This window comes from Nocardioides sp. SRI_004 (genome assembly GCF_057586415.1).
Genome location: NZ_JBYCZV010000012.1, coordinates 143037 through 169257 on the forward strand (window position 1 = coordinate 143037; position 26221 = coordinate 169257).

General features: G+C 72.9%; 22 protein-coding genes. 11 read left to right on the plus strand and 11 right to left on the minus strand.

Going from position 1 to position 26221, the window contains the following annotated elements:
- Positions 1–30 precede the first annotated feature (30 nt).
- Together AC2YHB_RS17415 and AC2YHB_RS17420 are read left to right on the plus strand one after the other, a co-directional pair.
- Positions 31–945, plus strand: coding sequence for a formylglycine-generating enzyme family protein (locus AC2YHB_RS17415; protein ID WP_444547293.1), 915 nt, complete (start codon positions 31–33; stop codon positions 943–945).
- Positions 946–1029: 84 nt separating this feature from the next.
- Positions 1030–1272: a mycoredoxin gene (locus tag AC2YHB_RS17420; protein ID WP_036541872.1), complete on the plus strand. Its 243-nt coding sequence runs from the start codon at positions 1030–1032 to the stop codon at positions 1270–1272.
- A gap of 11 nt (positions 1273–1283) precedes the next feature.
- On the opposite strand, the gene nudC is transcribed toward AC2YHB_RS17420, so the two are convergent.
- Complete coding sequence (gene nudC, locus AC2YHB_RS17425) at positions 1284–2195, minus strand: NAD(+) diphosphatase (protein ID WP_179650410.1); 912 nt, start codon at positions 2193–2195, stop codon at positions 1284–1286.
- 53 nt (positions 2196–2248) lie between these two features.
- On the opposite strand from nudC, the gene AC2YHB_RS17430 reads away from it, so the two are divergent.
- A complete protein-coding gene (locus tag AC2YHB_RS17430) occupies positions 2249–2752 on the plus strand; it encodes an OsmC family protein (RefSeq protein WP_179650408.1) in 504 nt (167 codons plus the stop codon).
- On the opposite strand, the gene AC2YHB_RS17435 is transcribed toward AC2YHB_RS17430, so the two are convergent.
- The 3 genes from AC2YHB_RS17435 to AC2YHB_RS17445 are packed head-to-tail and all read right to left on the minus strand — an operon-like array spanning position 2733 to position 9647.
- Positions 2733–5936, minus strand: a complete 3204-nt coding sequence (locus AC2YHB_RS17435) for an ATP-dependent helicase (RefSeq protein WP_487354341.1) — start codon at positions 5934–5936, stop codon at positions 2733–2735. The two genes, AC2YHB_RS17430 and AC2YHB_RS17435, sit on opposite strands and share 20 nt — an antisense overlap.
- On the minus strand, positions 5933–9181 hold the full coding sequence (locus AC2YHB_RS17440; protein WP_179650404.1) for an ATP-dependent helicase: 3249 nt from the start codon (positions 9179–9181) through the stop codon (positions 5933–5935). The genes AC2YHB_RS17435 and AC2YHB_RS17440 overlap by 4 nt, the downstream gene beginning before the upstream one ends.
- Positions 9182–9236: 55 nt before the next feature.
- Positions 9237–9647, minus strand: coding sequence for a cupin domain-containing protein (locus AC2YHB_RS17445; RefSeq protein WP_179650402.1), 411 nt, complete (start codon positions 9645–9647; stop codon positions 9237–9239).
- Positions 9648–10516: 869 nt separating this feature from the next.
- On the opposite strand from AC2YHB_RS17445, the gene AC2YHB_RS17450 reads away from it, so the two are divergent.
- Positions 10517–13030 carry an SCO7613 C-terminal domain-containing membrane protein gene (locus AC2YHB_RS17450; protein ID WP_487354342.1) on the plus strand — a complete coding sequence of 838 codons (2514 nt, stop codon included), beginning with the start codon at positions 10517–10519 and terminating at the stop codon, positions 13028–13030.
- Between the two features lie 35 nt (positions 13031–13065).
- Complete coding sequence (gene tpx, locus AC2YHB_RS17455) at positions 13066–13557, plus strand: thiol peroxidase (RefSeq protein WP_036541057.1); 492 nt, start codon at positions 13066–13068, stop codon at positions 13555–13557.
- Between the two features lies 1 nt (position 13558).
- Here the strand turns inward: tpx and AC2YHB_RS17460 are convergent, their stop codons facing one another.
- Positions 13559–13858: an MGMT family protein gene (locus tag AC2YHB_RS17460; protein WP_207010000.1), complete on the minus strand. Its 300-nt coding sequence runs from the start codon at positions 13856–13858 to the stop codon at positions 13559–13561.
- Positions 13859–14198: 340 nt separating this feature from the next.
- Here AC2YHB_RS17460 and AC2YHB_RS17465 point away from each other — a divergent pair, with 340 nt between their 5' ends.
- Positions 14199–16460, plus strand: coding sequence for an immune inhibitor A domain-containing protein (locus AC2YHB_RS17465; RefSeq protein WP_179650398.1), 2262 nt, complete (start codon positions 14199–14201; stop codon positions 16458–16460).
- A gap of 75 nt (positions 16461–16535) precedes the next feature.
- Here the strand turns inward: AC2YHB_RS17465 and moeZ are convergent, their stop codons facing one another.
- Positions 16536–17744 carry an adenylyltransferase/sulfurtransferase MoeZ gene (gene moeZ / locus AC2YHB_RS17470; protein WP_179650397.1) on the minus strand — a complete coding sequence of 403 codons (1209 nt, stop codon included), beginning with the start codon at positions 17742–17744 and terminating at the stop codon, positions 16536–16538.
- Between the two features lie 218 nt (positions 17745–17962).
- On the opposite strand from moeZ, the gene AC2YHB_RS17475 reads away from it, so the two are divergent.
- The 4 genes from AC2YHB_RS17475 to AC2YHB_RS17490 all read left to right on the plus strand — a co-directional run bounded on the left by AC2YHB_RS17475 (position 17963) and on the right by AC2YHB_RS17490 (position 20322).
- Positions 17963–18616, plus strand: a complete 654-nt coding sequence (locus AC2YHB_RS17475) for a TetR/AcrR family transcriptional regulator (RefSeq protein ID WP_036541053.1) — start codon at positions 17963–17965, stop codon at positions 18614–18616.
- Between the two features lie 94 nt (positions 18617–18710).
- Complete coding sequence (locus tag AC2YHB_RS17480; RefSeq protein WP_036541051.1) at positions 18711–18938, plus strand: DUF3107 domain-containing protein; 228 nt, start codon at positions 18711–18713, stop codon at positions 18936–18938.
- A 140-nt stretch (positions 18939–19078) separates the two neighbouring features.
- Positions 19079–19888 carry a PP2C family protein-serine/threonine phosphatase gene (locus AC2YHB_RS17485; RefSeq protein WP_051931456.1) on the plus strand — a complete coding sequence of 270 codons (810 nt, stop codon included), beginning with the start codon at positions 19079–19081 and terminating at the stop codon, positions 19886–19888.
- Positions 19889–19944: 56 nt separating this feature from the next.
- Positions 19945–20322 (plus strand): hypothetical protein, encoded by a 378-nt coding sequence (locus AC2YHB_RS17490; RefSeq protein WP_179650396.1) that lies wholly within the window; start codon positions 19945–19947, stop codon positions 20320–20322.
- On the opposite strand, the gene ligD (AC2YHB_RS17495) is transcribed toward AC2YHB_RS17490, so the two are convergent.
- Genes ligD (AC2YHB_RS17495) through lhgO form a run of 3 tightly spaced genes read right to left on the minus strand, consistent with a single transcriptional unit; the run spans position 20319 to position 23381 of the window.
- Positions 20319–21236 (minus strand): non-homologous end-joining DNA ligase, encoded by a 918-nt coding sequence (gene ligD / locus AC2YHB_RS17495; protein WP_179650395.1) that lies wholly within the window; start codon positions 21234–21236, stop codon positions 20319–20321. The genes AC2YHB_RS17490 and ligD (AC2YHB_RS17495) overlap by 4 nt on opposite strands.
- On the minus strand, positions 21236–22180 hold the full coding sequence (gene ligD / locus AC2YHB_RS17500) for a non-homologous end-joining DNA ligase (RefSeq protein WP_308645621.1): 945 nt from the start codon (positions 22178–22180) through the stop codon (positions 21236–21238). The genes ligD (AC2YHB_RS17495) and ligD (AC2YHB_RS17500) overlap by 1 nt, the downstream gene beginning before the upstream one ends.
- Before the next feature lie 7 nt (positions 22181–22187).
- Positions 22188–23381 (minus strand): L-2-hydroxyglutarate oxidase, encoded by a 1194-nt coding sequence (gene lhgO / locus AC2YHB_RS17505; RefSeq protein WP_179650394.1) that lies wholly within the window; start codon positions 23379–23381, stop codon positions 22188–22190.
- A 52-nt stretch (positions 23382–23433) separates the two neighbouring features.
- On the opposite strand from lhgO, the gene ku reads away from it, so the two are divergent.
- The gene (ku, locus tag AC2YHB_RS17510) at positions 23434–24360 is read left to right on the plus strand and encodes a non-homologous end joining protein Ku (RefSeq protein WP_179650393.1); all 927 of its coding nucleotides are present in this window, start codon (positions 23434–23436) and stop codon (positions 24358–24360) included.
- 35 nt (positions 24361–24395) lie between these two features.
- Here the strand turns inward: ku and AC2YHB_RS17515 are convergent, their stop codons facing one another.
- Both AC2YHB_RS17515 and AC2YHB_RS17520 read right to left on the minus strand, forming a co-directional pair.
- On the minus strand, positions 24396–24803 hold the full coding sequence (locus AC2YHB_RS17515; RefSeq protein ID WP_179650391.1) for a calcium-binding protein: 408 nt from the start codon (positions 24801–24803) through the stop codon (positions 24396–24398).
- A gap of 49 nt (positions 24804–24852) precedes the next feature.
- The coding region (locus tag AC2YHB_RS17520) for a trypsin-like peptidase domain-containing protein (protein ID WP_487354343.1) at positions 24853–26221 on the minus strand (1369 nt) is incomplete at its 5' end.

Consider the following 26221-nt stretch of genomic DNA (forward strand, 5'->3'; position numbering starts at 1 on the left):
CCGGCCACCAGCCGCGCGGGCGCCCCCGGGGTGCGGACGACGGTGCCCGCCGGCTCCCGGTCGACCCGGGGCCAGGCGAGGATCCCCGCCGGCACGTTCTGGATGGGCGACAGCCATGGCGACGGGTACCCCGCCGACGGCGAGCTGCCCGTGCACCAGGTCCGGCTGGCGTCGTACCTCATGGATGCGAAGGTGGTCACGAACGCCCAGTTCGCCACCTTCGTGAAGGCCACGGGCTATGTCACCGACGCCGAGCGTGACGGGGTCTCGGCGGTCTTCCACCTCGCCGTCGACGCGGCCCCGGCCGACGTCCTGCGCAGCGCGACCGGGGTCCCGTGGTGGCTGGCCGTCCGCGGCGCCGACTGGCGCCACCCCGGCGGTCCCCGCTCCGGGATCGCCGACCTGCAGAACCACCCCGTGGTGCACGTGTCGTGGAACGACGCGCAGGCCTACTGCCGCTGGGCGGGCAAGCGGCTGCCGACCGAGGCCGAGTGGGAGTACGCCGCCCGCGGCGGCCTCGACCGGGCCCGTTACCCGTGGGGCGACGAGCTGACCAACGGCGGCCGCTGGCGCTGCAACATCTGGCAGGGCGACTTCCCCGGCCACAACACCCTGGACGACGGCTACCTCACCACCGCGCCGGCGACGGCCTTCCAGCCCAACGGCTACGGCCTGCACAACACCGTCGGCAACGTCTGGGAGTGGTGCCAAGACGCCTTCCGCCCGACCGAGTACGCCGACCGGGCCGGCCCCGAGCCCGTGGTCGCCCCCGTCGCCGCCGAGCCCGACGAGGACCCCGCGCAGGTGCGGCGGGTGATGCGCGGCGGCTCCTACCTGTGCCACGACAGCTACTGCAACCGCTACCGGGTGGCCGCCCGCTCCTCGAACACGGCCGAGTCGTCGTCGGGCAACATCGGCTTCCGCTGCGCCAACGACGCGGCCTGAACCGGACACCGTGACGAATCAGGCGGGAATGGGCCCCCTGCCTAGGGTGTTCGCATGAGCGTGACTGGTTCCGAGCGTTTCGTCATGTACACGACCCCCTGGTGCGGCTACTGCCACCGGCTGAAGAGCCAGCTGGACCGCGAGGGCATCGCCTACGACATCGTCGACATCGAGCAGCAGCCCGAGGCGGCGGCGATCGTGGAGTCGGCCAACAACGGCAACCAGACGGTCCCGACGCTCGTCTACTCCGACGGCAGCGCGCAGACCAACCCGAGCGTGGCCCAGGTCAAGGGCAAGCTCGAGGAGCTGGAGCGCCTCGGCGCCTGAGCGCCCCCGCCTCACCAGCTGCCGGGCAGCACCCCGCCGTACCAGTCCTCGACCAGCGAGCGGCTGATCGAGACACCGCCGGGCAGCACCAGCGAGCCGTCCTCGGCCTCGCGGCGCATCTGCTCGCGGGTGAACCACCGGGCGTCCTCGACGTCGGCATCCTCCAGCCGGATCTCCTCGGTGAGGGCGCGGCCGTGGAAGCCGAGCATCAGGCTGGACGGCAGCGGCCACGGCTGGTTGCCGAAGTAGGTCACGTCGCCGACGACGACCCCGGTCTCCTCGAGGACCTCGCGGCGCACGGCGTCCTCCAGCGACTCCCCCGGCTCGCAGAAGCCGGCCAGCGTGCTGAACCGGCCCTCGGGCCAGGTCCTGCCGCGCCCGAGCAGGCAGCGCTCCTCGAACGTCCCGGGCTCGCCGGCCGCGATCAGCATGATCACCGCCGGGTCCGAGCGCGGGAACTGCGCCTTGCCGCAGTCGACGCAGACCAGCTCGTGGCCGGCTGCGCGCGGCACGAGCCTCCCCCCGCAGCGCGGGCAGAACCGGTGCGCCCAGTGCCACTCCGCCAGCCCGATCGCGTGGAACACCAGCGGCGCCTGGGCGACGGCCTCACCGCTCAGGAAGGGCAGCAGCCCCCGCAGCGGCAGCCACTGCTCCGGCTCCGCCTTGACGACGTCGCCGTCGACGATGACCGCCCACCACGTCGTACCGTCGCGGTCGCCGAGGAGCACGCGTACGCCGTCCGGTGCGTCCGCGCTCGCGACCCACTCGAGCCCGTCGGGGCCGGGGCGGACCCGGGTTCCGGCGATGACCAGCACGCGGCTGGCCGGATCCTCCCAGCGCTGCTGCAGCCAGTCCTCGTCGGTGCGGAGCAGCCCGAGGCGGTCGTGCGGGTCGGCGACGAGCGAGAGGTGGGGGAACGTCACGTCCCGAGCCTAGGAGACTGATGGAGCGACGAGGCGGGCGGCTACGGTGAGCCATGGACGCGAGCACGCTCCGCGCCGCCCAGGCGCCGTTGAAGGACCGCTACCGCACGGACCCGGCCAGTGCCCGGATCCCGACCACGGCGACCGGTGACTACCGCGACCCGGAGGTCACCGCGACCGTCGACGGCTTCGCCGGGCCGGTGCGCGCCGGCCTGCACGCGGCGGCCGGGGGCGACGGCCACGACGCCTGCTCGGCCGACCTGCTGCTCCAGGCGCTCCTCGGCTGCGCCGGGGTCACCCTGCGTGCCGTCGCGACGGCGATGGGCGTCGAGATCCGGTCGGCCGACCTGCGCGCCGAGGGCTGGTGGGACGCCCGCGGCACGCTCGGCGTCGACCGGGACGCACCGATCGGCGTCCAGGACGTCGTCGTCACCGTCGTCCTCGACACGGACGCCGACGACGCCACCCTCGGCCGGCTGGCGACCGCGACCGAGCGCTACTGCGTGGTCGGCCGGTCGCTCGGCGTACCGCCGCGGATCAGCGTGGTCCGCCGCTGAGCAGGTCCTCGATGCCCGCCCGGTCGGGCAGCCCGTCGTGCTCCACGATGTCGCCGGTCCGCACGTAGCAGAACGCCGCCCGCACCCGCTCGAGCGGGACGTCGGTGAGCTCCGACCACGCGAGCCGGTAGAGCGCGAGCTGGAGCGGGTCGGCCTCCTGGTGGACGCCGGTCTTCCAGTCGACCACGAGGTAGGAGCCGTCCGGCTCGGTGTAGACCGCGTCGATCCGGCCGCGGACCACCTGCCGCACTCCGCCTGCCCCGGTCAGGACCAGCGCGAACGGGGCCTCGATCGCCGTGGGCTCGCGGGTCGCGAAGGGGCCCGCCTCGAAGCGGTTGATCAGCTCCTTCAGGTCGCTGTCGTTGTCGATGCCCGCGTCGGCGCGTCCCTCCAGCTCGTCGGGCTCGAAGAGCCCCTGCTGGCCGAACCGGGCCTCCACCCACGCGTGGAACCGGGTGCCGAACCGGGCGGCCGGCGCCGGCGGCCGCGGCATCGGCCGGGCCAGGTCGCGGGCGAAGCCCTCCGGGTCGTCGCGCAGGCGACCCAGCGCCGTCGCCGACAGCGACGAGGGCAGCGGCACCTCGACGCGCTGGGACCGGTCGGACCGGGCCTCTGCGAGCAGCCGCTCGATCTCCTGGTCCCAGTCCGCGACCCGGGCCGCGTCGACGAGGTCGAGCTCGAGGTCGTCGTCCCCGGCGGCCGGGTCCGCGCTTCGTACCCGCTGGGCGGCGTCGAGCCTCCGGGCGGTCTCGGCCCCGATGCCCTCGACCGGCCACGGCCGCGAGGGGTCGACCGCGTCGAACGGGTTGGCGGCGCCCTTCTCGGGCTTGTCGAGCCAGTCGACCGGCTCGCCCCAGCCGTCGCAGAGCTCGCGGATCGCCACCTGGAAGGACGAGGGCCCGTAGGGGTTCTTGCGCGTGCCCCACAGGAAGGACGTGACCCACAGGTCGTGCTCGGGGCGCGTGAACGCGACATAGCCCAGGCGCAGCTCCTCCTCGGCCTCGTGCGCGCGGGTGGCCGCGCGGTAGGCGTCGAGCGCTGCCTTGTCGTGGCCCGCGAGCTGCGGCAGGTCGTCGGCGTCGCCGCGCAGCGGCGCGGGCAGCACGCTCGGCGAGGAGCACCACAGCGACCGCCCCTGCGTGCTCGGGAACCGGCCCTCACCGACACCCACGCAGAACACGGTGGACCACTCGAGGCCCTTCGACCGGTGGACGGTGAGCAGCTTGACCGAGTCCGCACCCGAGGGCGTCGCGACCTCGAGTCCGTTGCCGGCCTCGTCCTCGGCCGTGAGCCACGCGATCAGCGCCGGCAGGGTGACGTCGCCGTCGACCGCCTGGAAGTCCGCGACCGCCTTCACGAACAGGTCGAGGTTCTCGCGGCGGGCGGCGGCCGCCTTGCTCATCGACGACGCCAGCTCGACGTCGACCCCGGTGACGTCGACGATGCGACGGACCAGGTCGAGGAGCGGCTCCCCCACCGACGACCGCAGCAGGCGCAGCTCGTCGCGGAGGAGGGCGAAGCGCTCCAGCGCCTCCGGGGAGTACGCCGCCGTTCCCGGGTCGGCGAGCGCGTCGTCGAGGCACGGGACCTCCGCCGGGTCGATGCCGTCGGCGATGGCGACCAGCTGGTCGTGGACCGACCCGGCCGTCTCGTCACGACCGCCGCGACCGGCGAGCTCGAAGGCCCGCAGGCCCAGCAGACGCAGGTCGCGCGGGCCGATCGCCCAGCGGGGGCCGGCCAGCAGGCTCAGCAGCGACTCGTTGTCGGTGACGTCCTGGACCAGCTTGAGCGTGGCGACGACCGTCGCGATCTCGGGCAGCCGGACCAGACCGGAGAGACCCACGATCTCGACCGGGATGTCGGCGCCGGTGAGCGCGTCGAACACGGCCTCGCCGTGCTGGTTGTCCCGGCTCAGCACCGCGATCTTCGCCCAGGGCGTCCCGGCGTCGTGGGTGGCCTGCACCTGGCCGGCCAGCCAGGCGAGCTCGTCGAGGTGGGTCTCGAACACCTTGACCCGCACCGATCCCGGCCGCGTCGATCCGTGACGGAGGACGGCGACCTTGTCGCCGTACTTCGCCATCAGCGGCTCGGCGAGCTTGTTGGCGACGTCGAGGATGCGGGTGTCGGAGCGGCGGTTGACCGTGAGCGGCAGCACCGGGACGGGGGCCCCGCCGGCCGCCGGGAAGACCTCGGGGAAGTTGATGATGTTGGACACCGACGCACCACGCCAGCCGTAGATCGCCTGGTTGGGGTCACCGACGGCCATCACGGCGTGGCCCTCACCGAACAGGCGCGCGAGGAGGGTGGCCTGGGCCACGGACGTGTCCTGGTACTCGTCGAGGAGCACGACCTTGAACCGCTCGCGCTCGAGCCGGCCGACCTCCGGCTGCGCGTCGGCGAGCCGCGCTGCCAGCGCGATCTGGTCGCTGAAGTCCATGAGCCCGAGCTCCGCCTTCAACCGCCTGTACGACGCGACGAGGCCCATCAGCTCCGCCCGGCGGTCGATCACGTCGACCGCCTTCTGGCTCGCCTCGACGTAGGTCTTGCGGTTCTTGCCCGCCTGCTCCTCGGCGACGGCCCGCTCGAACGCCTTCCGCTCGGCGGCGTCGAACGCGAGCACGTCGTCGGGCCCGACCAGGTGCTCGCTCATCGCCCCGTCGAGCGCGAGGAGGTTCTGGATCACGGTCGGCGGGTGGTCGGACAGCTTCTCGACGGCGCCGTCGTAGCGGTCGACGGCGCGGGCGCCGAGCTGGTAGCGCGCGGCGTCGGTGATGACCCGGGTGTCGGGCTCGTGGCCGATCCGCAGGCCGTGGTCGGTGAGCAGGCCGGCGGCGTAGGCGTTGTAGGTGGCCACGGTCGGCTCGAGGACCTCCTCACCGTCGGCCGCCTGCTTGAGGTCGAGCACGCCCGCCGCGGTCAGCGCGGCCCGGACCCGCTGGCGCAGCTCGGCCGCTGCCTTCGTGGTGAAGGTCAGGCCGAGGATCTCCTCGGGCCGTACCTGACCGGTCAGCACGAGGTAGACGACGCGGGCCGCCATCAGGGTGGTCTTGCCGGAGCCGGCACCCGCGATCACGACCACCGGTGACAGCGGCGCCGTGATCGCCGTCCACTGCTCGGGGCTGGGCGGGAACTCCGCCCTCATCACCCGCTGGAGGTCCTCGGGGGTGCTGATCGCCGGGTTCATCGCTCGACCACCGATCCGGGGCTCTTGACGGGACAGATCGCGACGAAGCCGCAGTCGCGGCAGTGGTCGCCGGCCACCGCCGGGAAGGTCTCCTCACGCAGCAGGTGGGCGACGTGGGTGATGCGGGTGCGCAACGCAGCCCGCTCGGGCCCCTCGGCGGCATGCGGGTCCTGCTCCTGGCGGGTGGCGTCGACCGAGCCGTCCTCGAGGCCGAGCTGGATCAGCTCCGCTCCCCCACTGGCGAGCCCGGTGAGGCCGGACTCGGGGTCGTCGAGGGCTCCTGCGTCGACGGCGTACTGGTACAGGGCCAGCTGGACGTGATCGCGGACCTGCGGGCCGGACGGCTTGCCGCGACCGGTCTTGAGGTCGACCACGACGACGCGTCCGTCGCCGTCGATCTCGACCCGGTCGGCGTACCCGTTGATGCGCACGGGCGTGCCGTCGTCCATCGTCACCACCGTCGCGAACCGCGCCTCGGTGGCGATCAGCCGGCGGGGGTTGCGCTCGTGCCAGGTGAGGAAGCGGACGAGCGCGGCGCGGACCCGCTTGTGCTCGCGGTCCTTCGACCACGGCGTCCGGAAGTCGAGGCGGTCCCACACGCGGTCGACCTCGCCCATCAGGACGTCGAGATCGCCGTCGATGCTGCCGTCGGCCACCCGCTCCGCGAGGGCGTGCACCAGCTGGCCGAGGTTGGCCGACTGGTGCGACCGCGCCACGCCGCCGGCCTCGCGCTCCAGGAACCACCGCGTCGGGCAGGCCGCGATCGCGTCGAGCACCGTTGCCGAGATCGGCACCGGCTTGTCGACCTCGCGGATCGGCTCCGCGGAGCGACTCGCGGCACGCGTGCCCCACCAGCTCGCCGGGTCGGCGCTCGCGACCAGCTGCCGGCGACCGGCGAACTCCCCGGAGAGCCGGGACAGCCGCCGCGCGGCGGCCGCGCGGAGCGGCTCGGCCGCCTCCGGGTCCGCCACGGTACGACGCAGCTCCGCGACCAGACCCGCGAGCGAGAGCGGCCGCGCGGGTCGGCCCGACACCGCGACGATGTGGTCGCGGTCCGGGACCAGCTCCTCCAGGAAGCGCGACGGCTGCTCGCCGTCGTCGTCGGGCGAGGCCACGGCGGTCACCACGAGGCGCTCCTGCGCGCGCGTGCACGCGACGTAGAACAGGCGACGCTCCTCGGCCAGCAGCTCACGCGGCGTCACCGCCGGGACGACGACCCCCGGTCCGATCCGGTCGGCCTGGAGCAGGGTCGTGCGGCGGCGCAGGTCCGGCCATCCGCCGTCCTGCACGTGGGCGACGACGACCAACCGCCACTCCAGGCCCTTGCTCCGGTGGGCCGTCAGCAACCGAACCGCCGCTCCGCGGGCGCCGCGGTCGGCGAGGGTGTCGGCCGGGATCTCCTGCTGGACCAGGCTCGCGAGGAAGGGCACCACCGCGAGGTGCTCGCGCTTCTCGCCCACCCGCGCCGCGAGGTCGAACAGCGCGCAGATCGCGTCGAGGTCGCGGTGGGCGCGGCGCGCCGCGCCGCCGCCCGCCTCGACCGAGCGTCGCAGCCGCTGCGGCCAGGACGTGCCGGACCACAGGGTCCACAGCAGCTCCTCGGCGCTCGCACCGTCGTCGGCCGCGGCGCGCGCGCCGGCCAGCAGCTGCGCCACGGCGCGCGCCCGGTCGGCCTCGGGACCGGACAGGCCCTCGAGGTGGCTCGCGTCGACGACCGCCAGCCGGACCAGCTCACGCGAGCTGCGGGGGGTGCCGCCGCTCTCCTGGCAGGCGTCCTTCTCGCGCGCCCGCAGCTGTCGGGCGAGCCGCCGCACGTCGCCGGCGTCGAGGCCGCCCAGCGGCCCGGTGAGCAGCGCCTCGGCGCGACCGGGATCCACGTACCCGACGTCGTTGTGGTCGGTGTTGTCGAGGTTGACGACGGCACGCAGCGCCTCCAGGAGCGGCAGGACGGCCGGGTCGCGGACCAGCGGGACCTCGTCGCTGGCGACCTCGACCGGTACGCCGGCCGCACCCAACGCGCGCCGGAGCGGGCCGATGCTCGCGCGACCCGAGCGGACCAGGACCGCCATCTCGTCCCAGCCCAGGCCGTCCTCGAGGTGGGCGCGGCGCAGGATGTCGGCGAGGTGATCGGCCTCGGCGCGCTCGGTGTCGTAGGTGACCACCTCGACCTTGCCGTCGCCGTGGGGCCCGGGGGCGCACTGCGGCGCCAGGAAGGACTCCCGGGCCGTCTCGGGGATCGTGCCCGGCAGGCCGATCCGGCCGGCCACCCGCTGCGCGGCGATCAGGATCCGTGGGCCGAAGCGCCGCGTCGTCCGCAGCGCGACCACGTCGGCGGGGCTGCCGTCGGCCTTCGGGAACACGGTCGGGAACTCGAGGATCCCCCGCACCTCGGCCCCGCGGAACGCGTAGATCGACTGGTGCGGGTCGCCCACGGCGACGAGGTCGCGCCCGTCTCCGGCGAGCGCCCGCAGCAGCGCCACCTGGCCGGGGTCGGTGTCCTGGTACTCGTCCACGAACACGTGGCGGAAGCGCGCGCGCAGCTCGTCGCGGTGGTCGTGGGCCTCGATGCAGGCGCGCCGGATGAGGTCGGCGTAGTCGGTCGCGCCCAGGCTGTCGAGGGAGTCGAGGTACTGCTCGAGGAAGAGCCCCGCGGCGACGTACTCGTCGATGCCCTCGCGCTCCCCCAGCAGCCGCAGCTCCTCGCCGTCGAGCCCCTTCTCCCGCGCGCGCCCCAGCACGGCGTGGACCTCCCGCGCGAAGCCGCGCGTCGCGGTGGCCTGCCGGAAGCGCTCGGGCCAGGTCACCGACTCCGGGTGGTCGGCCAGCAGCTCGCGGAGCACGACGTCCTGCTCCGGAGCCGAGAGGAGGCGCAGCGGCGCCTCGTAGAGCTCGGCCGGCGCGTAGCGGCGCACGAGCGCGTAGGCGAAGGAGTGGAAGGTCGAGCTCAGCTGGTGGCCGGTCGTGCGCCCGAGCCGCGCGCTCACCCGGTCGCGCAGCTGGTCGGCCGCCTTGCGGGAGAAGGTCAGCGCGAGGACCTGGTCGGGGCTGGCGCCGCGCCGCTCGATCCGGTCGACGACCGCCTCGACCAAGGTCGTCGTCTTGCCCGTGCCGGGCCCGGCCAGCACGAGCAGCGGGCCGCCCTCGTGCTCGACCACGCGGCGCTGGTGCTCGTCGAGCTCCGGGGCAGGCCCGGGTGCCGTCCCCGGGGCGAGGACGTACGTCGGCTGGCTGGCCTGCTGCTCCACGGGCGCCACTCAACCACCCCCGCCCGACACAAACCGCGCGGACCCCGGACGACCCTCAGGCGAGCTCGAAGTCCGCGAAGTCGAAGCCCGGGGACACCAGGCAGCTGACGAGCGCGTCCGCACCGGAGACCAGCGTCCGCTGCCACACCCCGGCGGGAACCAGACCCTGGGGCGCGTCCGGCCCGACGACCAGCCGCACCGTGGAGCCCGGGTCCGGTGCCGGGCCGTCACCACCGAGCTCGACGGTCACCGTTCCCTGGTGGGCGAGCCAGGTCTCGTCCGAGCGCACCCGGTGCCAGGCCGACGACTCGCCCGCGGGCAGGAGGAAGTAGATCAATGTCGCGGTCGGCCGCACCCGCCCGTCCGGCAGCTCGACGGTCGTGTCCGCCACCCACGTCTGCCGGTACCACCCACCCTCCGGGTGCGGCTCCAGGTCATGGCGTACGGCGAGGGGCGGTCGATCCATGCCCCCAGTCTGCCGGGTCGCTTCCTCCACAGGCACGCCCCCGATCTGGGGAGGAACACGTTCTTCCTGTGGACGGAGCGCGTCTGCTTGTGGACGACACGCCGAGGATCGGTGGATGATCGAAACCCCCCGAAAAACCTGGAGAAAACCCCTTGTCAACGCTCGACCAGCGGGCGTAGAACTTCTCCCACGCACTCCTCCGGGAGAGCGGGATCCGCCGGAAGGCGAGGATCCGCACGGCCACGCCGGAGCCCTTCGGGGCGACGTCGAGGCGGCCCCTCACGGGGACGCCGGCCGCGCGAGCCGGGTGACGAGGCTCGCGGGATCCCAGCAGCCGGCGGGTGGACCGGGAGCGTCACCAGTACCGGTCACCTGAAGGGCCCTTGTGACTCATACTCACGAGGGCCCTTCGCCCTTTTTGCGCGAGCGCGTCTTCGCCGAAGAGCGGGCAGCAAGCTGCCGGCGACGGCTCTCGCCGCGCTGCCGCGCCGCAGTCGCCCTCCGTAGGCCAGGCCTTGGCCTGGCGGCAAGCCGACACTGCAAGGTCAGCAGCGCGAGCGCGTCTTCGCTCCGTCGGGGGGCAGCAAGCTGCCGTCGCTACGCTCCCGCCGCGCTGCCGCGCCGCAGTTGTCTCCCGTAGGTCCAGCCTTGGCCTGGCGGCAAGACGACACTGCAGGGCCGGAGGCGGGGCGCGAACGCGCCGATCCGTCGGGGGGGGTGGGCGCCGGAGCCGCCGGACGGGACGGCCGGCCCGGGAGGCGCCGCAGGCGCCCACCCGCCAGCCCCACCCGCCAACTGAGTACAAGGGCTCAGCGGCACTGAGCCCTTCGGCGATGCCGTTCCGAGTGCGCAACTGGCCGAATGGATCCATGCGCTACGCCGACCCGTCCCAGTGCCCCGACTGCCGCTCCGCCCTGCCGGACGGCGTACCGGTCTGCCCGACCTGCGACCTGCTGGTCCGGCACCCGCTCGCCGTCGACCTGTTCCGCACCCTGAGTCGTGCCGACGCGCTGGTCGGCGAGCTGCGCGCGGCCAGCGACCTCTTCCACGACCGGCCCGTCCCAGCCGCCACCGCACCCGCCGCCACCCGGGTCTCCAGCCTGGGCGGGCCGCTCGTCCCGCCGTCGGCGGCGCCCGAGCCCAAGCGGGCGACGCCTGCTCCCCCGGCACCCCCGCTGCCGCCGTACCCCACGACTGCGACGCCGACCCCCGACCGGGGCGGCGTCGCCTTCGCGTCAGTGCCGAAGATCCTGCTCGGCCTCGGCGCGTTCTGCCTGCTGGTCGCGGCCGTCATCTTCCTCGCCGTGTCGTGGTCCGCGCTGGGTGTCGGCGGACGGACCGCGGTGCTCGGCGCCTTCACCCTGACCGCCGGCGCCTCGGCCCTGCTCCTGCACCGCACCGGACTGCGGATCGCCGGGGAGTCGCTCATCGTGGTCGCCCTCGGGATGCTCGCGCTCGACGTGTACGGCGCCGGCGCGGCCGGCTGGCTCGGCGACGGCTCGGACGGCGCGGTGAGCGTCGCCGCCGGCCTGACCGTCGCCGTCGCGTCCGTCCTCGTCGCCCTCCTGCGCCCGGCCGGCCAGCCGCGGCTCGTCGCGCCCCAGCTGATCGCCGGCATCGGCCTGACGGTCGCCTACGCCGGCGCCGTCGACGTCACCGACCACCGCCTGGTCCCGGGCCACCTGCTGACCCTCCTGGCGATCGGCATCGTCCTCGTCGGTCGCGTCGCCGGGCTCGTCCCCCTGCAGTGGTCCGTGGCCGCCGCCGGCGCGCTGGCCTGGTTCGGCTCGGCCTCGATCGCCACCACCGATGCGCTCCTCGACCCCGACCTCCACCAGCTGTGGGCGGACGGCTCCGGCTGGTCGCTGCTCGTCACCGCGGCCGCGATGCTCGTCCCGGGCCTCGTCGTCCGGCACCAGCAGGTCGCGCTCGCGGGCGCCAGCTGCGCCGCGATGGTGGTGACCGTCGTGCTGACGCTGCCCAGCGTGGACACCGACGCTGCGACCTTCGGTCTCGTCGCCCTCGGCGTGACGACCGCCTGGGTCGCGGGTCTTGCCGTCCTCCCGCGGATGGTCCGCCCGATCGCGATCGCCCCGTCGGCGGCGGGCAGCCTGATCCTCACCGGCCTCGCCGTGGTCACGGGCGCCGTGGCCGTGGCTCGCTGGGCCGACGACATCCGCCCGTTCACGCGCTCGTTCGACGTCGTGGTGGGCGGCCCGGCCCCGGTCACGGAGCCGCTGCTGCTGGCCCCCTCGCTCCTCGTGCCGTTCGCGTTCCTCGCCCTCGTCGCCACCGACCGCAGCCGCGCCGCCCTGCTCGCGTGGGCCCGGGTCGCCGTCGTCGTCACCGGCCTCGGCGTCGCCGCCACCCTCACGTCGTACGACGTCCAGCTGGCCGCCCCCGTCGCCGTGCTCCTCCTCGTGGCGATCGGGAGCGCGGCCCTGCGCGCGACCGGCTTCTCGGCGGTGGCGGTCCTGGTCGCCGGCGCGGCCGCGCTGGCGGCCGTCCCGAGCGCCCCGCTGACCGCCGTCGTCGCCGGCGTCGGCGCAGCGCTCGCCCTCCTGCTCGCGACGCTCGTGCGCACCACGGACAGCACCGTGGCCGGTCGGCTCGCGGCTGCTCCCCTGCTCGGGCTCGCCGTCGCGGCCCTCGTCCACGCCACCGGTGGCGGCATCGTTTGGGTCGCGGTCCCCGTCCTGCTGGCGGTCGGCGTCCTGGCCGTCGTCATCGCGCGACCCGAGGTCGAGCTGACCGCGGCGGTGGTCGCCCTCGTCGCCCTGCCCGGCTCGCTCGGCACCGCGACGGACCCGGGAGGGCTCGCCGCCCTGTGGCTCGCGGTCGCCGGCTTCGTCGTCTGCGCCAGCGCCCTGGTCAACGAGTCGCGCCGCCACGCGGTCTGGGGCGGTGCCGCCCTCCTGCTCCTCGCCAGCTGGGTGCGCCTGGCCAACCTGGAGGTGCGGGAGCCGGAGGCGTACACGCTCCCGCTCGCCGCGGCACTGCTGGCGCTCGGCGCCTGGCGGATGCAGCGCTCGCCCGCGGTCGGGACCGCGGAGGCGCTGCTCCCCGGCCTGCTGCTGGGCACGATCCCGTCGCTGCTGTTGGTCGTCGGCGACCCGGTGTCGCTGCGGGCGCTGGTGCTCGGCGGCGCCTGCCTGGCGCTCACGATCGCCGGCGCGGCCCTGCGCTGGAGCGCGCCGCTGCTGGTCGGCGCGAGCGTCGGTGCCGCGATCGTGGTGCGCGAGCTCGGCCCCTATGCGGGCGACTTCCCCAAGTGGGTCTGGATCGGCCTCGCCGGCGCCCTGCTGACCGTCGTCGGCATCACCTGGGAGCGACGTCTGCTCGAGGTCCGCAGGGCGGTCGGCTTCCTCGGTCGGCTCCGGTGACGGAGCCGTCGGGGCGACCTGCTAGACATCAGGGCATGGCTACCACTGCACTCGGGGACAACCCCGTCAACACCGTCGGCGACCTGCCGGCCGTCGGCTCCGCCGCTCCCTCGGTCGACCTCGTCGGCGCCGACTTCAGCGCCGTCACCCTGCCGGAGGGCAAGCGCACCGTCCTCAACATCTTCCCCAGCATCGACACCGGCGTGTGCGCCGCGAGCGTGCGCAAGTTCAACGAGCTGGCCGCCGGCCTCGACAACACCGCGGTCATCAACGTCTCGCAGGACCTCCCGCCCGCGCTCAACCGGTTCTGCGGCGCCGAGGGCATCGAGAACGTCCAGGTCGGCTCGGCCTTCCGCTCGACCTTCGGTGACGACTACGGCGTCCGGATGACCGACGGCAAGCTCGAGGGCCTCTTCGCCCGCTCCGTTGTCGTGCTCGACGCCGACGGCTCGGTCGTCTACACCGAGCTCGTCCCCCAGATCGCCCAGGAGCCCGACTACGACGCGGCCATCGCCGCGCTCGGCTGAGTCAGTCCCCCGTCGCCGGGTCCCAGAAGGCCCGCGACATGTCGAGGCCGCCGCTCGCCCGGAGCGGCGTGCCCTCGGCCAGGTAGTTCTCGCGCGCCCGGTCGCCGTGGCTGTCGGGGAGCGTGCCGTCGGCACGCACCACCCGCCACCACGGCACCGGAGCGCCGTACCGGGCCATCACCGAGCCGATCTGCCGCGGTCCACCGCCGGCGACGGCCGCGAGGGCGCCGTACGTCGTCACCCGGCCCTCCGGGACCCGCTCGACCAGCTCGAGCACCGACTCGACGTACCCCTCGTCCACAGGACCATCCAACACCGCGGCGTCGACAGTCCGTCGACAGTCCGGCGACGATCCGGTGAGACGCCGAGAGCCCCGTCCGTCGGACGGGGCCCTCAGGTGCTCCCTCGGTGCGGCAAACGCCTCGAAACCCGGTTCGCAACGGCCCGGGGACACCGGGGCCGTGATGACCTGACCAACGACGACAGTGCGTCACGGTTACGGGCGGGACGGGTGGGACGGGGGCGCAGCACGCGTCTTCCTTCAGTTTTGTGCAGGACCCTTGCGGTGACCGGCGATTTTCGTGTGGGGTACGACGCGGACACACATTCGTCCAGTGAATCGACCGATCTCGGAGGTCCCCTTGAAGAAACTGGCATCCGGTCTCGTGGCCGGCGCCGCGGCGCTCGCCCTCGGCAGCGCCTTCACGCAGCCGGCCCAGGCCGACTCGTCCGCCGATGGCCCTGCGCGGCAGGCCTCGGCCCACGCCAAGAAGCACGACCGTCCCGGCCCGAAGACCCGCGAGCAGCGCGGCGAGATGCGCAAGGCGCTCGAGATGCTCGAGTCCGGCAGCGCGAAGCTGTCGAAGCGCGCCGGAGGCGGCGCGACGGTCCGGCTCAAGGGCGGCAAGTACGTCGAGTTCCCCGTGAACCGGACCGACAAGGTGCTGACCTTCCTCGGCGAGTTCGGCTCCGCGTCGGACCCCGAGCTCGGCACCGACCCGGGTCCGCTCCACAACGAGATCCCGGAGCCCGACCGCACCCAGGACAACTCGACGTACTGGACCGAGGACTTCGACAAGGGTCACTACGACGAGATGTTCAACGGCTCGGGCGAGTCGTTCAAGAGCTTCTACAAGGAGGCCTCGTCGGGCCGCTACGACGTGTCGGTGACGACCGAGGACTGGGTGACGGTCCCGGGCAACGCCTCCACCTACGGCGACAACTCCGTCGAGGACGACGGCGGCTCGTGGGCGTTCATCGCCGACACCGCCGACGCCTGGTACGACGCGCAGCTCGACGCCGGCCGGACGCCCGCCGAGATCGACGCCTATCTCGCCCAGTTCGACGTCTGGGACCGCTACGACTTCGACGGTGACGGCGACTTCAACGAGGCCGACGGCTACATCGACCACTTCCAGGCGGTGCACGCGGGCGGCGGCGAGGAGGCCGGCGCGGGCGACGACGCCATCTGGTCGCACCGCTGGTACGTCAACGGCGACCAGTACGGCCAGTCCGGTCCGACGGTCGGCGACACGCCGAACCTCTACGGCGGCACGCAGGTCGGCCAGTCGAAGTACTTCATCGGCGACTACACCGTCGAGCCGGAGAACGGCGGCCTGGGCGTCTTCGTCCACGAGTACGGCCACGACCTCGAGCTGCCCGACTACTACGACACGGCGGGTGGCGAGAACGGCACCGGCTTCTGGACCGTGATGTCGTCGGGCTCGTGGCTCAACCACGCCGACGGGGCCATCGGCACGACGCCCGGCGGCTTCGGCCCCGAGGAGCGGCTCTTCCTCGGCTGGCTCGACTACACCGAGGTGAACGCCGGCCAGGAGGGCACCTTCAAGCTGAGCCCGTCGCAGCGCACGATGACCGGGCACGACCAGGCGATCAAGGTCAACCTGCCGGACAAGACCACGGTGCGGACCTACACCACCCCGCCGGAGGGCACCCGCGCCTGGTGGAGCGGCCGGGGCGACAACCTGGTGGCGACGCTGACCCGCCCGGTGCCGGCGGCGGCGTCGGTCGACGTGGGCGCCGACGTCTGGAACCAGATCGAGGCCGGGTACGACTACCTCTACGTGGAGTACTCGCTCGACGGCGGCTCGACGTGGACCAACCTCGCCACGATCACCGGCAACGCCGACTGGACCAGCCACGACTGGTCCTACGCCCCGGGTGGTGCGGCGTCGGTCCTGCGCTTCCGCTACAACACCGACGGCGGCGTCAACGAGGCCGGGGCGTTCCTCGACAACATCACGGTGGCCGCGGACGCCACGACCTTCACCGACGGCGCCGAGCAGGGCGACAACGGCTGGACGGCCGACGGGTTCTCCACGTCGACGGGCACGGACACGAAGACGACGTCGCGCTACTACCTGATCGAGAACCGCCAGTACGTCGGCTACGACCAGACGCTGAAGGTCGGTCCGTACAACTTCAGCGAGGCCGTCACCCGGCCGGACTGGGTCGAGCAGTTCCCCTACCAGAACGGCATGCTCGTCTGGCTGGTCGACCTGGCCTACGCCGACAACAACACCAGCAAGCACGTCGGCGAGGGCTACGCGCTGCCGGTGGACGTCCGGCCGGACTCGCTGACCTACCCCGACGGCAGCAGCCCGAGCAACCGCCGCGAGCCGTTCGACGCGACGTTCGGCAAGTCGCGGACGGACCGGGTCTGCCTGCACAAGCAGGTCAGCACCGCGGGCGGCGTGAAGACGCTCGAGGCCTGCGCCCCGAGCGTGGCGGGGGTCGCGACCTTCGACGACACCGACCCGCTGGCCTACTGGACCGCCACGAACCCGTGGAACTCCGTCAAGGTCGCGGGAGCCGGGGTCAGGGCCCGGGTGCTGAACGAGAAGAAGGACGGCACCATCACCGTCGAGGTCACCAACCCGTGACCTCCGACTGACCGGGGAACAGGACAGGCCCCGCGATCCCTCGGGATCGCGGGGCCTGTTGCCTTGGAGCAGCGGTCAGTACGACGGCTGGCTCGGGTCGATCTGGTTGACCCAGGCCACCACGCCGCCGCCGACGTGCACCGCTTCGTCGTACCCGGCGCCCTTGACGATCGCCAGGCACTCGGCGGAGCGGACGCCGCTCTTGCAGTGCAGGACGACCTGCTTGCCGGAGTCGACCGGCGGGAGCTGCGAGAGGGCGGTGCCGTTGAGGAAGTCGCCCTTGGGGATGAGCACCGCGCCGGGGATGTGGTTGATCTCGGCCTCGGCGGGCTCGCGCACGTCGATCAGGACGAAGTCGCGGCTGCCCTCCTCCTTCTCCTTGATCATCGAGGCGAGCTGGGTGACCGAGATGGTCGCGTCGACGGCGGCGTCGGCGGCCTCCTCGGAGATCGCGCCGCAGAAGGTCTCGTAGTCGATGAGGCCGGTGACGGTGGGGTTCTCACCGCACAGCGCGCAGTTGGGGTCCTTGCGGACCTTCAGCTTGCGCCACTCGAGCTCGAGTGCGTCGTAGATGACCAGCTTGCCGATGGCCGGCTCGCCGGCACCGATCAGCAGCTTGATGGCCTCGTTGACCTGGATCGAGCCGATGGACGCGCACAGCACGCCGAGCACGCCGCCCTCGGCGCACGACGGCACCATGCCCGGCGGCGGCGGCTCCGGGTAGAGGCAGCGGTAGCACGGCGCGTCGTCGGCCATCGTGGGCGCGAACACCGACGCCTGGCCGTCGAAGCGGTAGATCGAGCCCCAGACGTAGGGGATGCCGAGGAAGTACGCCGCGTCGTTGACCATGTAGCGCGTCGCGAAGTTGTCGGTGCCGTCGACGATGAGGTCGTAGCCCTTGAACACGTCGAACACGTTGTCGTTGTCGAGGCGCTCCTCGTGGAGCACGACGTTGATCAGCGGGTTGATCTCGAGGATCGACTCCTTGGCCGACAGGCCCTTCGACTTGCCCAGGTCGGACATGCCGTGGATGACCTGGCGCTGCAGGTTCGACTCGTCGACCTCGTCGAACTCGGCGATGCCGAGCGTGCCGACACCGGCGGCGGCGAGGTACAGCAGCGCCGGGCTGCCGAGGCCGCCGGCGCCGATGACCAGCACCTTGGCGTTCTTCAGCCGCTTCTGGCCGTCCATCGCGACGTCCGGGATGATCAGGTGCCGGCTGTAGCGGCGTACCTCGTCGATGGTCAGCTCGGCGGCCGGCTCCACCAGCGCGGGAAAGCTCACGGGACAGCTCCTCGGTTGAACAGTTCGTAGATGGGGGGGGTCGTCCCGGTCCCAACGCTGCTACGGGCCCGGGTGTTCCCTGCCCCTCCATGGTCCCTGCCCGGTCCAAGGACCGGACACCGCGTCCCACCGTCTGGACCGGAGACCGGCGGGGCGCCCGCGGGAGGGGTACCTCTCCGATCGGACGGCTACCAGCGAGTAGGCTCGGGCACGTGGTGATGGAGCAGTTCGACCTCGACGAGTCCCGGCCCCGCGGCGTCCGCCTCCCCCGGCGGGAGCGGCGCGCCCAGCTGCTCGCCGCCGCCCTCGAGGTCTTCGTCGCGCAGGGCTACCACGCGGCCGCGATGGACGACATCGCCGAGCGCGCCGGCGTCTCCAAGCCGGTGCTCTACCAGCACTTCCCCGGCAAGCTCGAGCTCTACCTCGCCATCCTCGACGCCGCGTGCGACGCGATCATCGACAACTGCCGCAAGGCACTCGAGTCCACCCACGACAACAAGCAGCGGGTGGCGGCGACGATCGACGCCTTCTACGCGTACGTCGGCCATGACACCGGTGCGTTCCGGCTCGTGTTCGAGTCCGACCTGACCAACGAGCCCGCCGTGCGCGGCCACATCGACCGGGTCACCACCGAGTGCGCCGACCTGATCGCGAGCGTCATCGCCGAGGACACCTCGCTGCCGCCGGCGGCCTCGCAGCTGCTGGCCGTCTCGCTGGTGGGAATGGCGCAGGTCAGCGCCCGGTTCTGGATGACCGACACCGACGGCGGCCTCGCCGGGCTCACGCGCGACCAGGCCACCACGCTGGTGTCCGGCCTGGCCTGGCGCGGCATCGGTGGCTACCCGCTCATCGACGAGCCGCACGAGGACTGACCGAGCCCCGCCCAGTCCCGACCGCCGCCTGACTAGGCTGGCGGCATGAACGGCCCCGGAGGCGCGGGCCGTCCCCCGAACGAGGAGAAGTGACATGACCGTCGAGGTCAAGATCGGTGTGCAGCAGACGGCCCGCGAGCTCGTGATCGAGGCCGACAGCACCAGCGAGGACATCAGCGCGCAGGTGTCCGAGGCGCTCGCCTCCGACGGCGTGCTCACGCTCACCGACACCAAGGGCAAGGTGACCGTCGTACCCGTCGCCAAGCTCGCGTACGTCGAGATCGGGCGGAGCACCTCGGGGCAGGTCGGCTTCCGCTCGTAGCGCTCGAGCTCGCCGGCCACGGCCCCGGAGCCGAAATCGGCTCTCTCGGAACTCTCGGCGCGCTGACAGACGTTTCACAGGTTGACCGGCGACGATCGGTGGTGACCCACCGGGTCACCGGACAGCCTGGGAGGTGCCTCGTGCTCCAGTTCCGCTTCGCCGCGATGAGCGACACGGGTCCCGTTCGCGAGCACAACGAGGACTCCGGCTTCGCCGGTCCCTACCTGCTCTGCGTCGCCGACGGGGTCGGCGGCGCCGCGGCCGGCGAGATCGCGTCGGCCACCACGACGTACGTCGTCAGCGCCCGAGCCCTCGCCCACCCGGGCGTCGAGCCGGTCCGCCTGCTGCGCAGCGCGGTGGCCGAGTCGCACGACCAGCTCGTGGCAGGCGTCGCGGCCGACCCCGACCGGCTGGGCATGGCCACCACGCTCACCGCGGTCCTGACCGACGGCATGCACACCGCGCTCGCCCAGGTCGGCGACTCCCGCGCCTACCTCCTGCGCGACGGCGCGCTGTCCCAGCTCTCGCACGACCAGACCATGGTCCAGGCCCTCCTCGACGCCGGCCGGATCTCGGTCCAGCAGGCCGCCGAGTCGCCGTACCGGCACGTGGTGCTGCAGGCCGTCGACGGCGAGCACACCCCCGAGCCGGTCGTGCAGCTCGTCGACCTGCGCCCGGGAGACCGCCTGCTGCTGTGCAGCGACGGGCTCAGCGACGTCCTCTCCCCCGCCGCGATGCAGATGCTGCTCGGGCTCGACTCCCGCAGCATGGCCGCCGAGCGCCTGGTCCGGGCCGCGATCGACAGCGGCACCCGCGACAACGTGACCGTGGTGATCGGCGACGTGGTCGACGCGCCGGCCGTCGTCGGCACCGGCATCGTGCTGGGGGCCGGGGTGGACCTCGCCCACGTCGTGGACCCGACGGCGGTCCGCCCGCTCCGGTCGGCCTGACCGGCGCCACCCGAAAGGGTCAGGCGGACGTCCGTGCCGGGTCCTACACTGGAAGGGTGAGCCGACAGCGGGTCTACGAGTACGCGCGCCTCTGGGTGCCGCTGTACGACGCCGCCGCGCTCGCGGTCCTGCGGCCGGTGTACCTGATCGAGGCCGCCGACGGCTTCGAGGGCATCGCCGCCGAGAAGAACACGACCCTCATGGGCCTCTTCAACGACCTCGGCCGCCGGGGCTGGCGGATCGAGGCGACCGCGCAGCGGGTGAGCCACCCGTCGCCGGAGTTCCAGATGCTCATCGACGCCACCCTCGACGAGGCCGACCACGCCGTCTCCCCCGACGAGGTGGCCCACGCCGTCGGCACCGGGGGCGACCCGGCGGGCGTGGTGTCGGAGTTCGACGTCTACGGGATGCGCCGGCGCGGCCGACACGCCTAGGCGAACAGGTCCCCGTACTCCTCGACGCGCTCGAGCACCTGCGCCATCGAGAACTGGTCCAGCCCGAGCGGGTCGTCCGCGCCCTCGGCGACCTCGTCCCAGGTGACCGGGGTGGCCACCTGGGGTCGCGGCGTGCCGCGCAGGGAGTACGGCGCCACGGTGGTCTTCGACCCCGCGTTCTGCGACCAGTCGAGGAACACCTTGCCGCGGCGCCGGGCCTTGGTCATGGTCGCGGTGACGAGCGACCCGTGCGCGGCCTGGAGCTCCTCGGCGATCTCCTTGGCGATCGCGCTGGTCTCGTCGGACGGGAGGGGCTCGTCGAGGGGTGCGTAGAGGTGCAGCCCCTTGCTGCCGCTGGTGACCGGGAGGGCGTCGTACCCGCGCTCGGCCAGCACGTCGCGCACGAGCAGCGCGACGCCACAGCACTCGTGGAGCCCGGCGCCCTCGCCCGGGTCGAGGTCGATCACGATCCGGTCCGCACCCACCGGGTCGCCGTCGTCGTCGACGGTCCACTGGTGCACGTGCAGCTCCAGCGCAGCGAGGTTCACCGCCCACACGAGCGTCGCGAGCTGGTCGATGATCGGGAAGCGCAGGGTGTCGCCGTGGCGGCTGGGCCCGCGGCTGCCCGTCGTCGGCACCTCTGCGGTGCGGACCCACGACGGGGTCCCGGCGGGTGCGTTCTTCTCGAAGAAGCTCATGTCGCCGACACCGTGCGGCCAGCGGATCCGGGTCACCGGCCGGCCGGCGAGGTGCGGCAGCAGCACCGGCGCGACCCGCGCGTAGTAGTCGAGCACCTCGCCCTTGGTGGTGCCGGTCGACGGGTAGAGCACCTTCTCGAGGTTGGTCAGCCGCAGGGTGCGTCCCTCGACGTCGACGTGCACCTCGGTCTGCGGGTGCTCGGGCTTCTTCGGCATCAGGCGGTGCCTCCGATCAGGTCGTCGGGTGCCAGGTCGGAGCGCACACCCTGGTACGACGGCTGCCTCAGTCGTGCGTAGCCGAGCCCGTGCGTGTCGACGTCGACCACGACGACGGGCTCCACCCAGGTGGTGCCCGTGGCGTCGACGCGCGGCACCTCGTCGGCGAACGGGGTGGCCGTCCGGGTCAGCGGGGCCAGCAGCTCGGCGAGCAGGCGTGACTGCTTCGCGCCGATCCCGCTGCCGACCCGCCCTCGGTACATCAGTCCGTCCGGCGTCGGCTCCCCCACCAGCAGCGCGGCGAGCCGGTCGCTGGTGCCGGTCTGCGGCCGCCAGCCGCCGACGACGAAGGAGCCGCGGTGGCGGTGCGGGAACTTCAGCCAGTGCGGTGTCCGCTGCCCGGGCCGGTAGGTCGAGTCGGCCCGCTTGCTGACGATCCCCTCGAGCCCCTGCGCGCGGGTGGCCTCCAGGAGCATCGCGCCGTCGTCGTACTCGGGCGGCACCTGCCACCCGGACCGGGCCAGGTCGAGGCGGGCGAGGCGCGCACGGCGCTCCTCGAGGGGCAGCGCGCACAGGTCCTCGCCGTCGAGGCGGAGCAGGTCGAAGACCATGTACGTCGCCGGCACCCGCTCCGCGAGCCGCGCGACCGTCGCGGGCTTGCGCACGTGCATGCGGTCCGCCAGGACGCGGAAGTCGGGGACGCCGCGCTCGTTGAGCGCGATGATCTCGCCGTCGACGACGGTGTCGTCGCCGACCGCTGGCGCGGTGGCGAGCTCCGGCCAGGCCGCGGTGATCCGGTTGGCGTTGCGGCTCGTCATCGTGACGACGCCGCCGGAGACGCGCGTCAGCGCGCGCACGCCGTCCCACTTCACCTCGTGGCGCCAGTCCTCCCCTGGCGGGACGTGGGTGCCCGGGGAGGCGAGCATCGGCAGGAGGTCGGGCACGGCGTCATCATGCCCAACCGAGCGCGTCGGCGACGTGCTCCGCGATGGCGAGGCTCGACGTGGCGGCCGGCGAGGGGGCGTTGCGGAGGCACAGCACGCCGCCGAGGACGTCGATCCGGAAGTCGTCGACGAGCGTGCCGTCGCGCTCGACGGCCTGGGCCCGGATGCCGAAGCCGGCGCGGACCACGTCGTCCGGGCCGATCCCGGGGACGTAGCGCTGCGCGCCCCTGAGGTAGGAGCGGACCGACAGCGAGCCCCGCACTTCGGTGACACCGGTACGCCAGTGCTGGCGTGCCATCCGCCAGAAGCCCGGCCAGGTCGCCGTGCTGGCGAGGTCGGCGGCGCTGACCGACCGGCGCCGGTAGGCGTCGCGGTGGGGCGAGAGCACCGCGTTGGGCCCCACCTCGAGCCCGCCGCCGACCCGGCGGGTGAAGTGCACGCCGAGGAACGGGTAGCGCGGGTCGGGGACGGGATAGACCATGCCGCGCACGAGGTCCCGCTTCTCGGGTCGCACGGCGAGGTACTCCCCGCGGAAGGGCACGATGCGCGGGTCCGCGGCGCCGCCTGCCAGCCGGCCCAGCCGGTCGGACTGGAGCCCGCCACAGAGCACGAGCCGGTCGACGTCGTACGACGGTCCGGGGGTCGTGACCCGCACGCGACCGCCCGTCCGGGAGATCGCCGTGGCCGGCGTCGAGAGGTGCACCTCCCCGCCGGCGGCGACGATGTCGGCGGCGAGCCGCTCGGCGACGGCGACGTAGTCGGTGATCGCGGTGCGCGGCGAGTGCAGGGCGGCCAGCCCGACGGCGTGCGGCTCGACCTCGGCCAGGGCGGTGCCGTCGAGCCGGCGCAGGCCGGGGACCCCGTTCTCCCGGGCCGTCCGCTCGAGCGCGTCGAAGCGCCCCATCTCGGCCCGGTCGACCGCGACGACGACCTTGCCGCACTCGTCGTACGGCAGCGCGTGCTCGGCGCAGTAGTCGCGCAGCAGCAGCCGGCCGCGCGTGCAGAGCGTGGCCTTGAGGCTGCCCGGCCGGTAGTAGATGCCCGCGTGGACGACGCCGGAGTTGTGGCCGGTCTGGTGCGCGCCGACCCGGTCCTCCTTCTCGAGGACCACCACCCGCGTGCCCGGACGGCGCAGCGTGACCTCCCGCCCGACGGCGAGGCCCACGATCCCGCCGCCGACGATGCCGATGGTCTGCTCCACCCCGTCATGCTCGCAGGCGGCTGGTGGGGGTGCCCACGGGTACCCTCAGCACATGCGTGCGATCTGGAAGGGTGCCGTCTCGTTCGGCCTGGTCAGCGTGCCGGTCAAGCTCTACAGCGCGACCGAGAGCCACGACGTCTCGTTCCGGCAGGTCCACGCCAAGGACGGTGGCCGGATCAAGTACCAGCGGGTGTGCTCGATCGACGGCGAGGAGGTGCCGTACTCCGACATCGCCAAGGGCTTCGAGACCGAGGACGGCGAGATGGTCATCCTCACCGACGACGACATGGCCAACCTGCCGACGACCTCCTCGCGCGAGATCGCCGTGGAGAAGTTCGTCCCGGTCGACCAGATCGACCCGATGCTCTTCGAGAAGAGCTACTACCTCGAGCCCGAGGGCACCGGCGCCAAGCCCTACGCCCTGCTCCGCCAGGCGCTGCTCGACTCGAAGCGGATGGCGGTCGTGACCGTGGCCCTGCGCCAGCGGACGACCACCGCGGTGCTGCGGGTCCGCGAGACCGAGGCCGGCGAGGTGATCGTCCTGCAGACCATGATGTGGCCCGACGAGATCCGCCAGCCCGACTTCAAGGTCGAGACGGGCGAGGTCAAGGACGCCGAGGTCAAGATGGCGCAGATGCTCATCGAGACCCTGTCCGGTGACTTCGATCCGTCGGAGTTCGAGGACGACTACGCCGATGCCGTCAACGCGGTGGTCAAGGCGAAGATCGAGGGCGGCGAGGTCCAGCGCACCGAGACGTCGGCCAAGACGGGCGGCGAGGTGGTCGACCTGCTGGCCGCGCTGCAGCGCTCCGTGGAGGCGGCCAAGACTAGCCGTGGCGAGAGCGAGCCCGCGCCCGCGAAGAAGGCGGCCGCGAAGAAGGCCCCGGCGAAGAAGGCGGCTGCCAAGAAGACCGCGGCGAAGAAGACTCCTGCCAAGAAGGCCGCGACCAAGAAGGCCGCGACCAAGAGGGCCAGCTGACTGCCCGGGATCGGCGTCCACGCGACGACGGATCGCTACCAGTAGGTGACGTCCTCGCAGCCACTCAAGATCGGCGCCGCGCCGCCGTCCAGGTATCGGACCACCACGCTGTCATAGCCCGGCCCACACTCAACGACATCACGAACTGCCGGCCCCGTCAGGTTGATCACCAGTCGGTCGTTGCCTGGCCCTGCCCAAACATGGTCGAGCCCTCCGAAGATGCCGATGTCGTCGGCACCATAGCCGCCCCAGATGCTGTCGTTCCCAGCGCCATCCGAGATGACGTCATTGCCGCCGTGGCCGTAGATCTCATCTGCTGAACTGGTACCCCGAAGTGTGTCGGGGCCCGACGTTCCGTTGATGACGGCAGCTGAACTCGGTGCTGCAAATCCGACCGCCAAAGCAGTACTGAGAAGAATGATGACGCCGAGTCGTCGTCCCATCGAGGGTTCCTTTCCGAGATATCGGTGTCGAATGTCTTCACTTCCAGAATCAACTGGCTGCAAACGCGCGTTCGATCAGACCTTTGACGGCATCGATCGAACGGATTCGCCCGCTGGTGACGAACGTCTCGCGATCGGCGAACAACGCGGTCGGGATGCCGATCAGCTCCGCGTCGTTGTTGATCGCCATGCCGCCCGAGTTGCCCGGCGCGATGCGGGCGTCGGTGTCGAGCTCGGAGCGCGGCCCGAGGTTTGGGTCGTTGATGACCGTCGAGATGACGCCCGTGGTGACGGTGATCGAGTCCTCTGACCGGGCCACGGCCGGGAAGCCGAGCACGGTGACGTCGTCACCTGCACGAAGCTCGCCGGAGGAGCCGATCGGCACGGTCGGCAAGTCGAGGTCGCCGTCGAGCTCGCTCCCGTCGGCCTTGGCGTAGATCTGGATGACGGCGACGTCGAGGTAGCCGTCCGCCTGGATCACGCGCGCGCGGTACGACGCGGGCGCGTTCGTGTCCGTCATCCCATCTGTCAAGTGGATCAGCAAGAACTCGGGGTTTGCGATATCCAACCCGTCATACTGCTCGCTCAGCCCCGGCGACTCGGGGGCGGCGACATGGGCGTTGGTGAGGATCAGGCCGTCCTTGCGGATGATCGAGCCCGAGCCGCCATAGCTGAACTGCTGGCCGCTGGAGTCGACGCTGTCGCCGGTGATCTTCACGGCGGCGGCCTTCGCCGAGTCGAGCTCGGCGTCGCTGAGCGAGTCCATCGAGCTGTCGCTGCCGGTGCCGGGCTCCTGCGAGCTGCCGCCGTCGGCCCGCCGGTCTCCGTCGTCGTCGCGGCCGATCAACCAGGCTGCGCCGAGGACGCCCGCGATGAGCAGCACGGCCGCCGCGGCGGCACCGATGATCGCCAGGCGCCGGCGCAGGCGCCGGCGGGCGATGCGGCGCTCCTCCTCGGCCGCCGAGAGGATCGGGACGAGGGTCAGCTCGGTGCCGGCGACCGGGTGGCCCAGGCGCACCGCGATCCGCTCGTCGAAGCGGTGGTTGTCGATCCGGCGGCCGTCGAGCCAGGTGCCCTCGTTGGAGAGGTTGGTGTAGTTCCAGCCGCCCGGCTGGGCGTCGATCCGGCCGTGCGCGCGCGAGCAGGCCGGGTCGGCGACGACGACCGTGGAGTCGCTGCGCCGGCCGATCGTGATCTGGGCCGGGTGGCGGAAGCGGTGCTCGCGGCCCTCGACGACGAGCAGCAGGTCGGGACCGGTGCGCTGCGGCACCGGGCCGGCCTGGCCCGGAGCGGCGGGGCGCGGCGCGGCCGCGAGGATCTGGGTGGCGTCGTTGCCGGCGATCGCGGGCGGCAGGCCCGGGGCACCGGCGGGGCGAGCACCCGGCGCGGGCGGCGCGGCAGGCACACCGAGGGCAGGC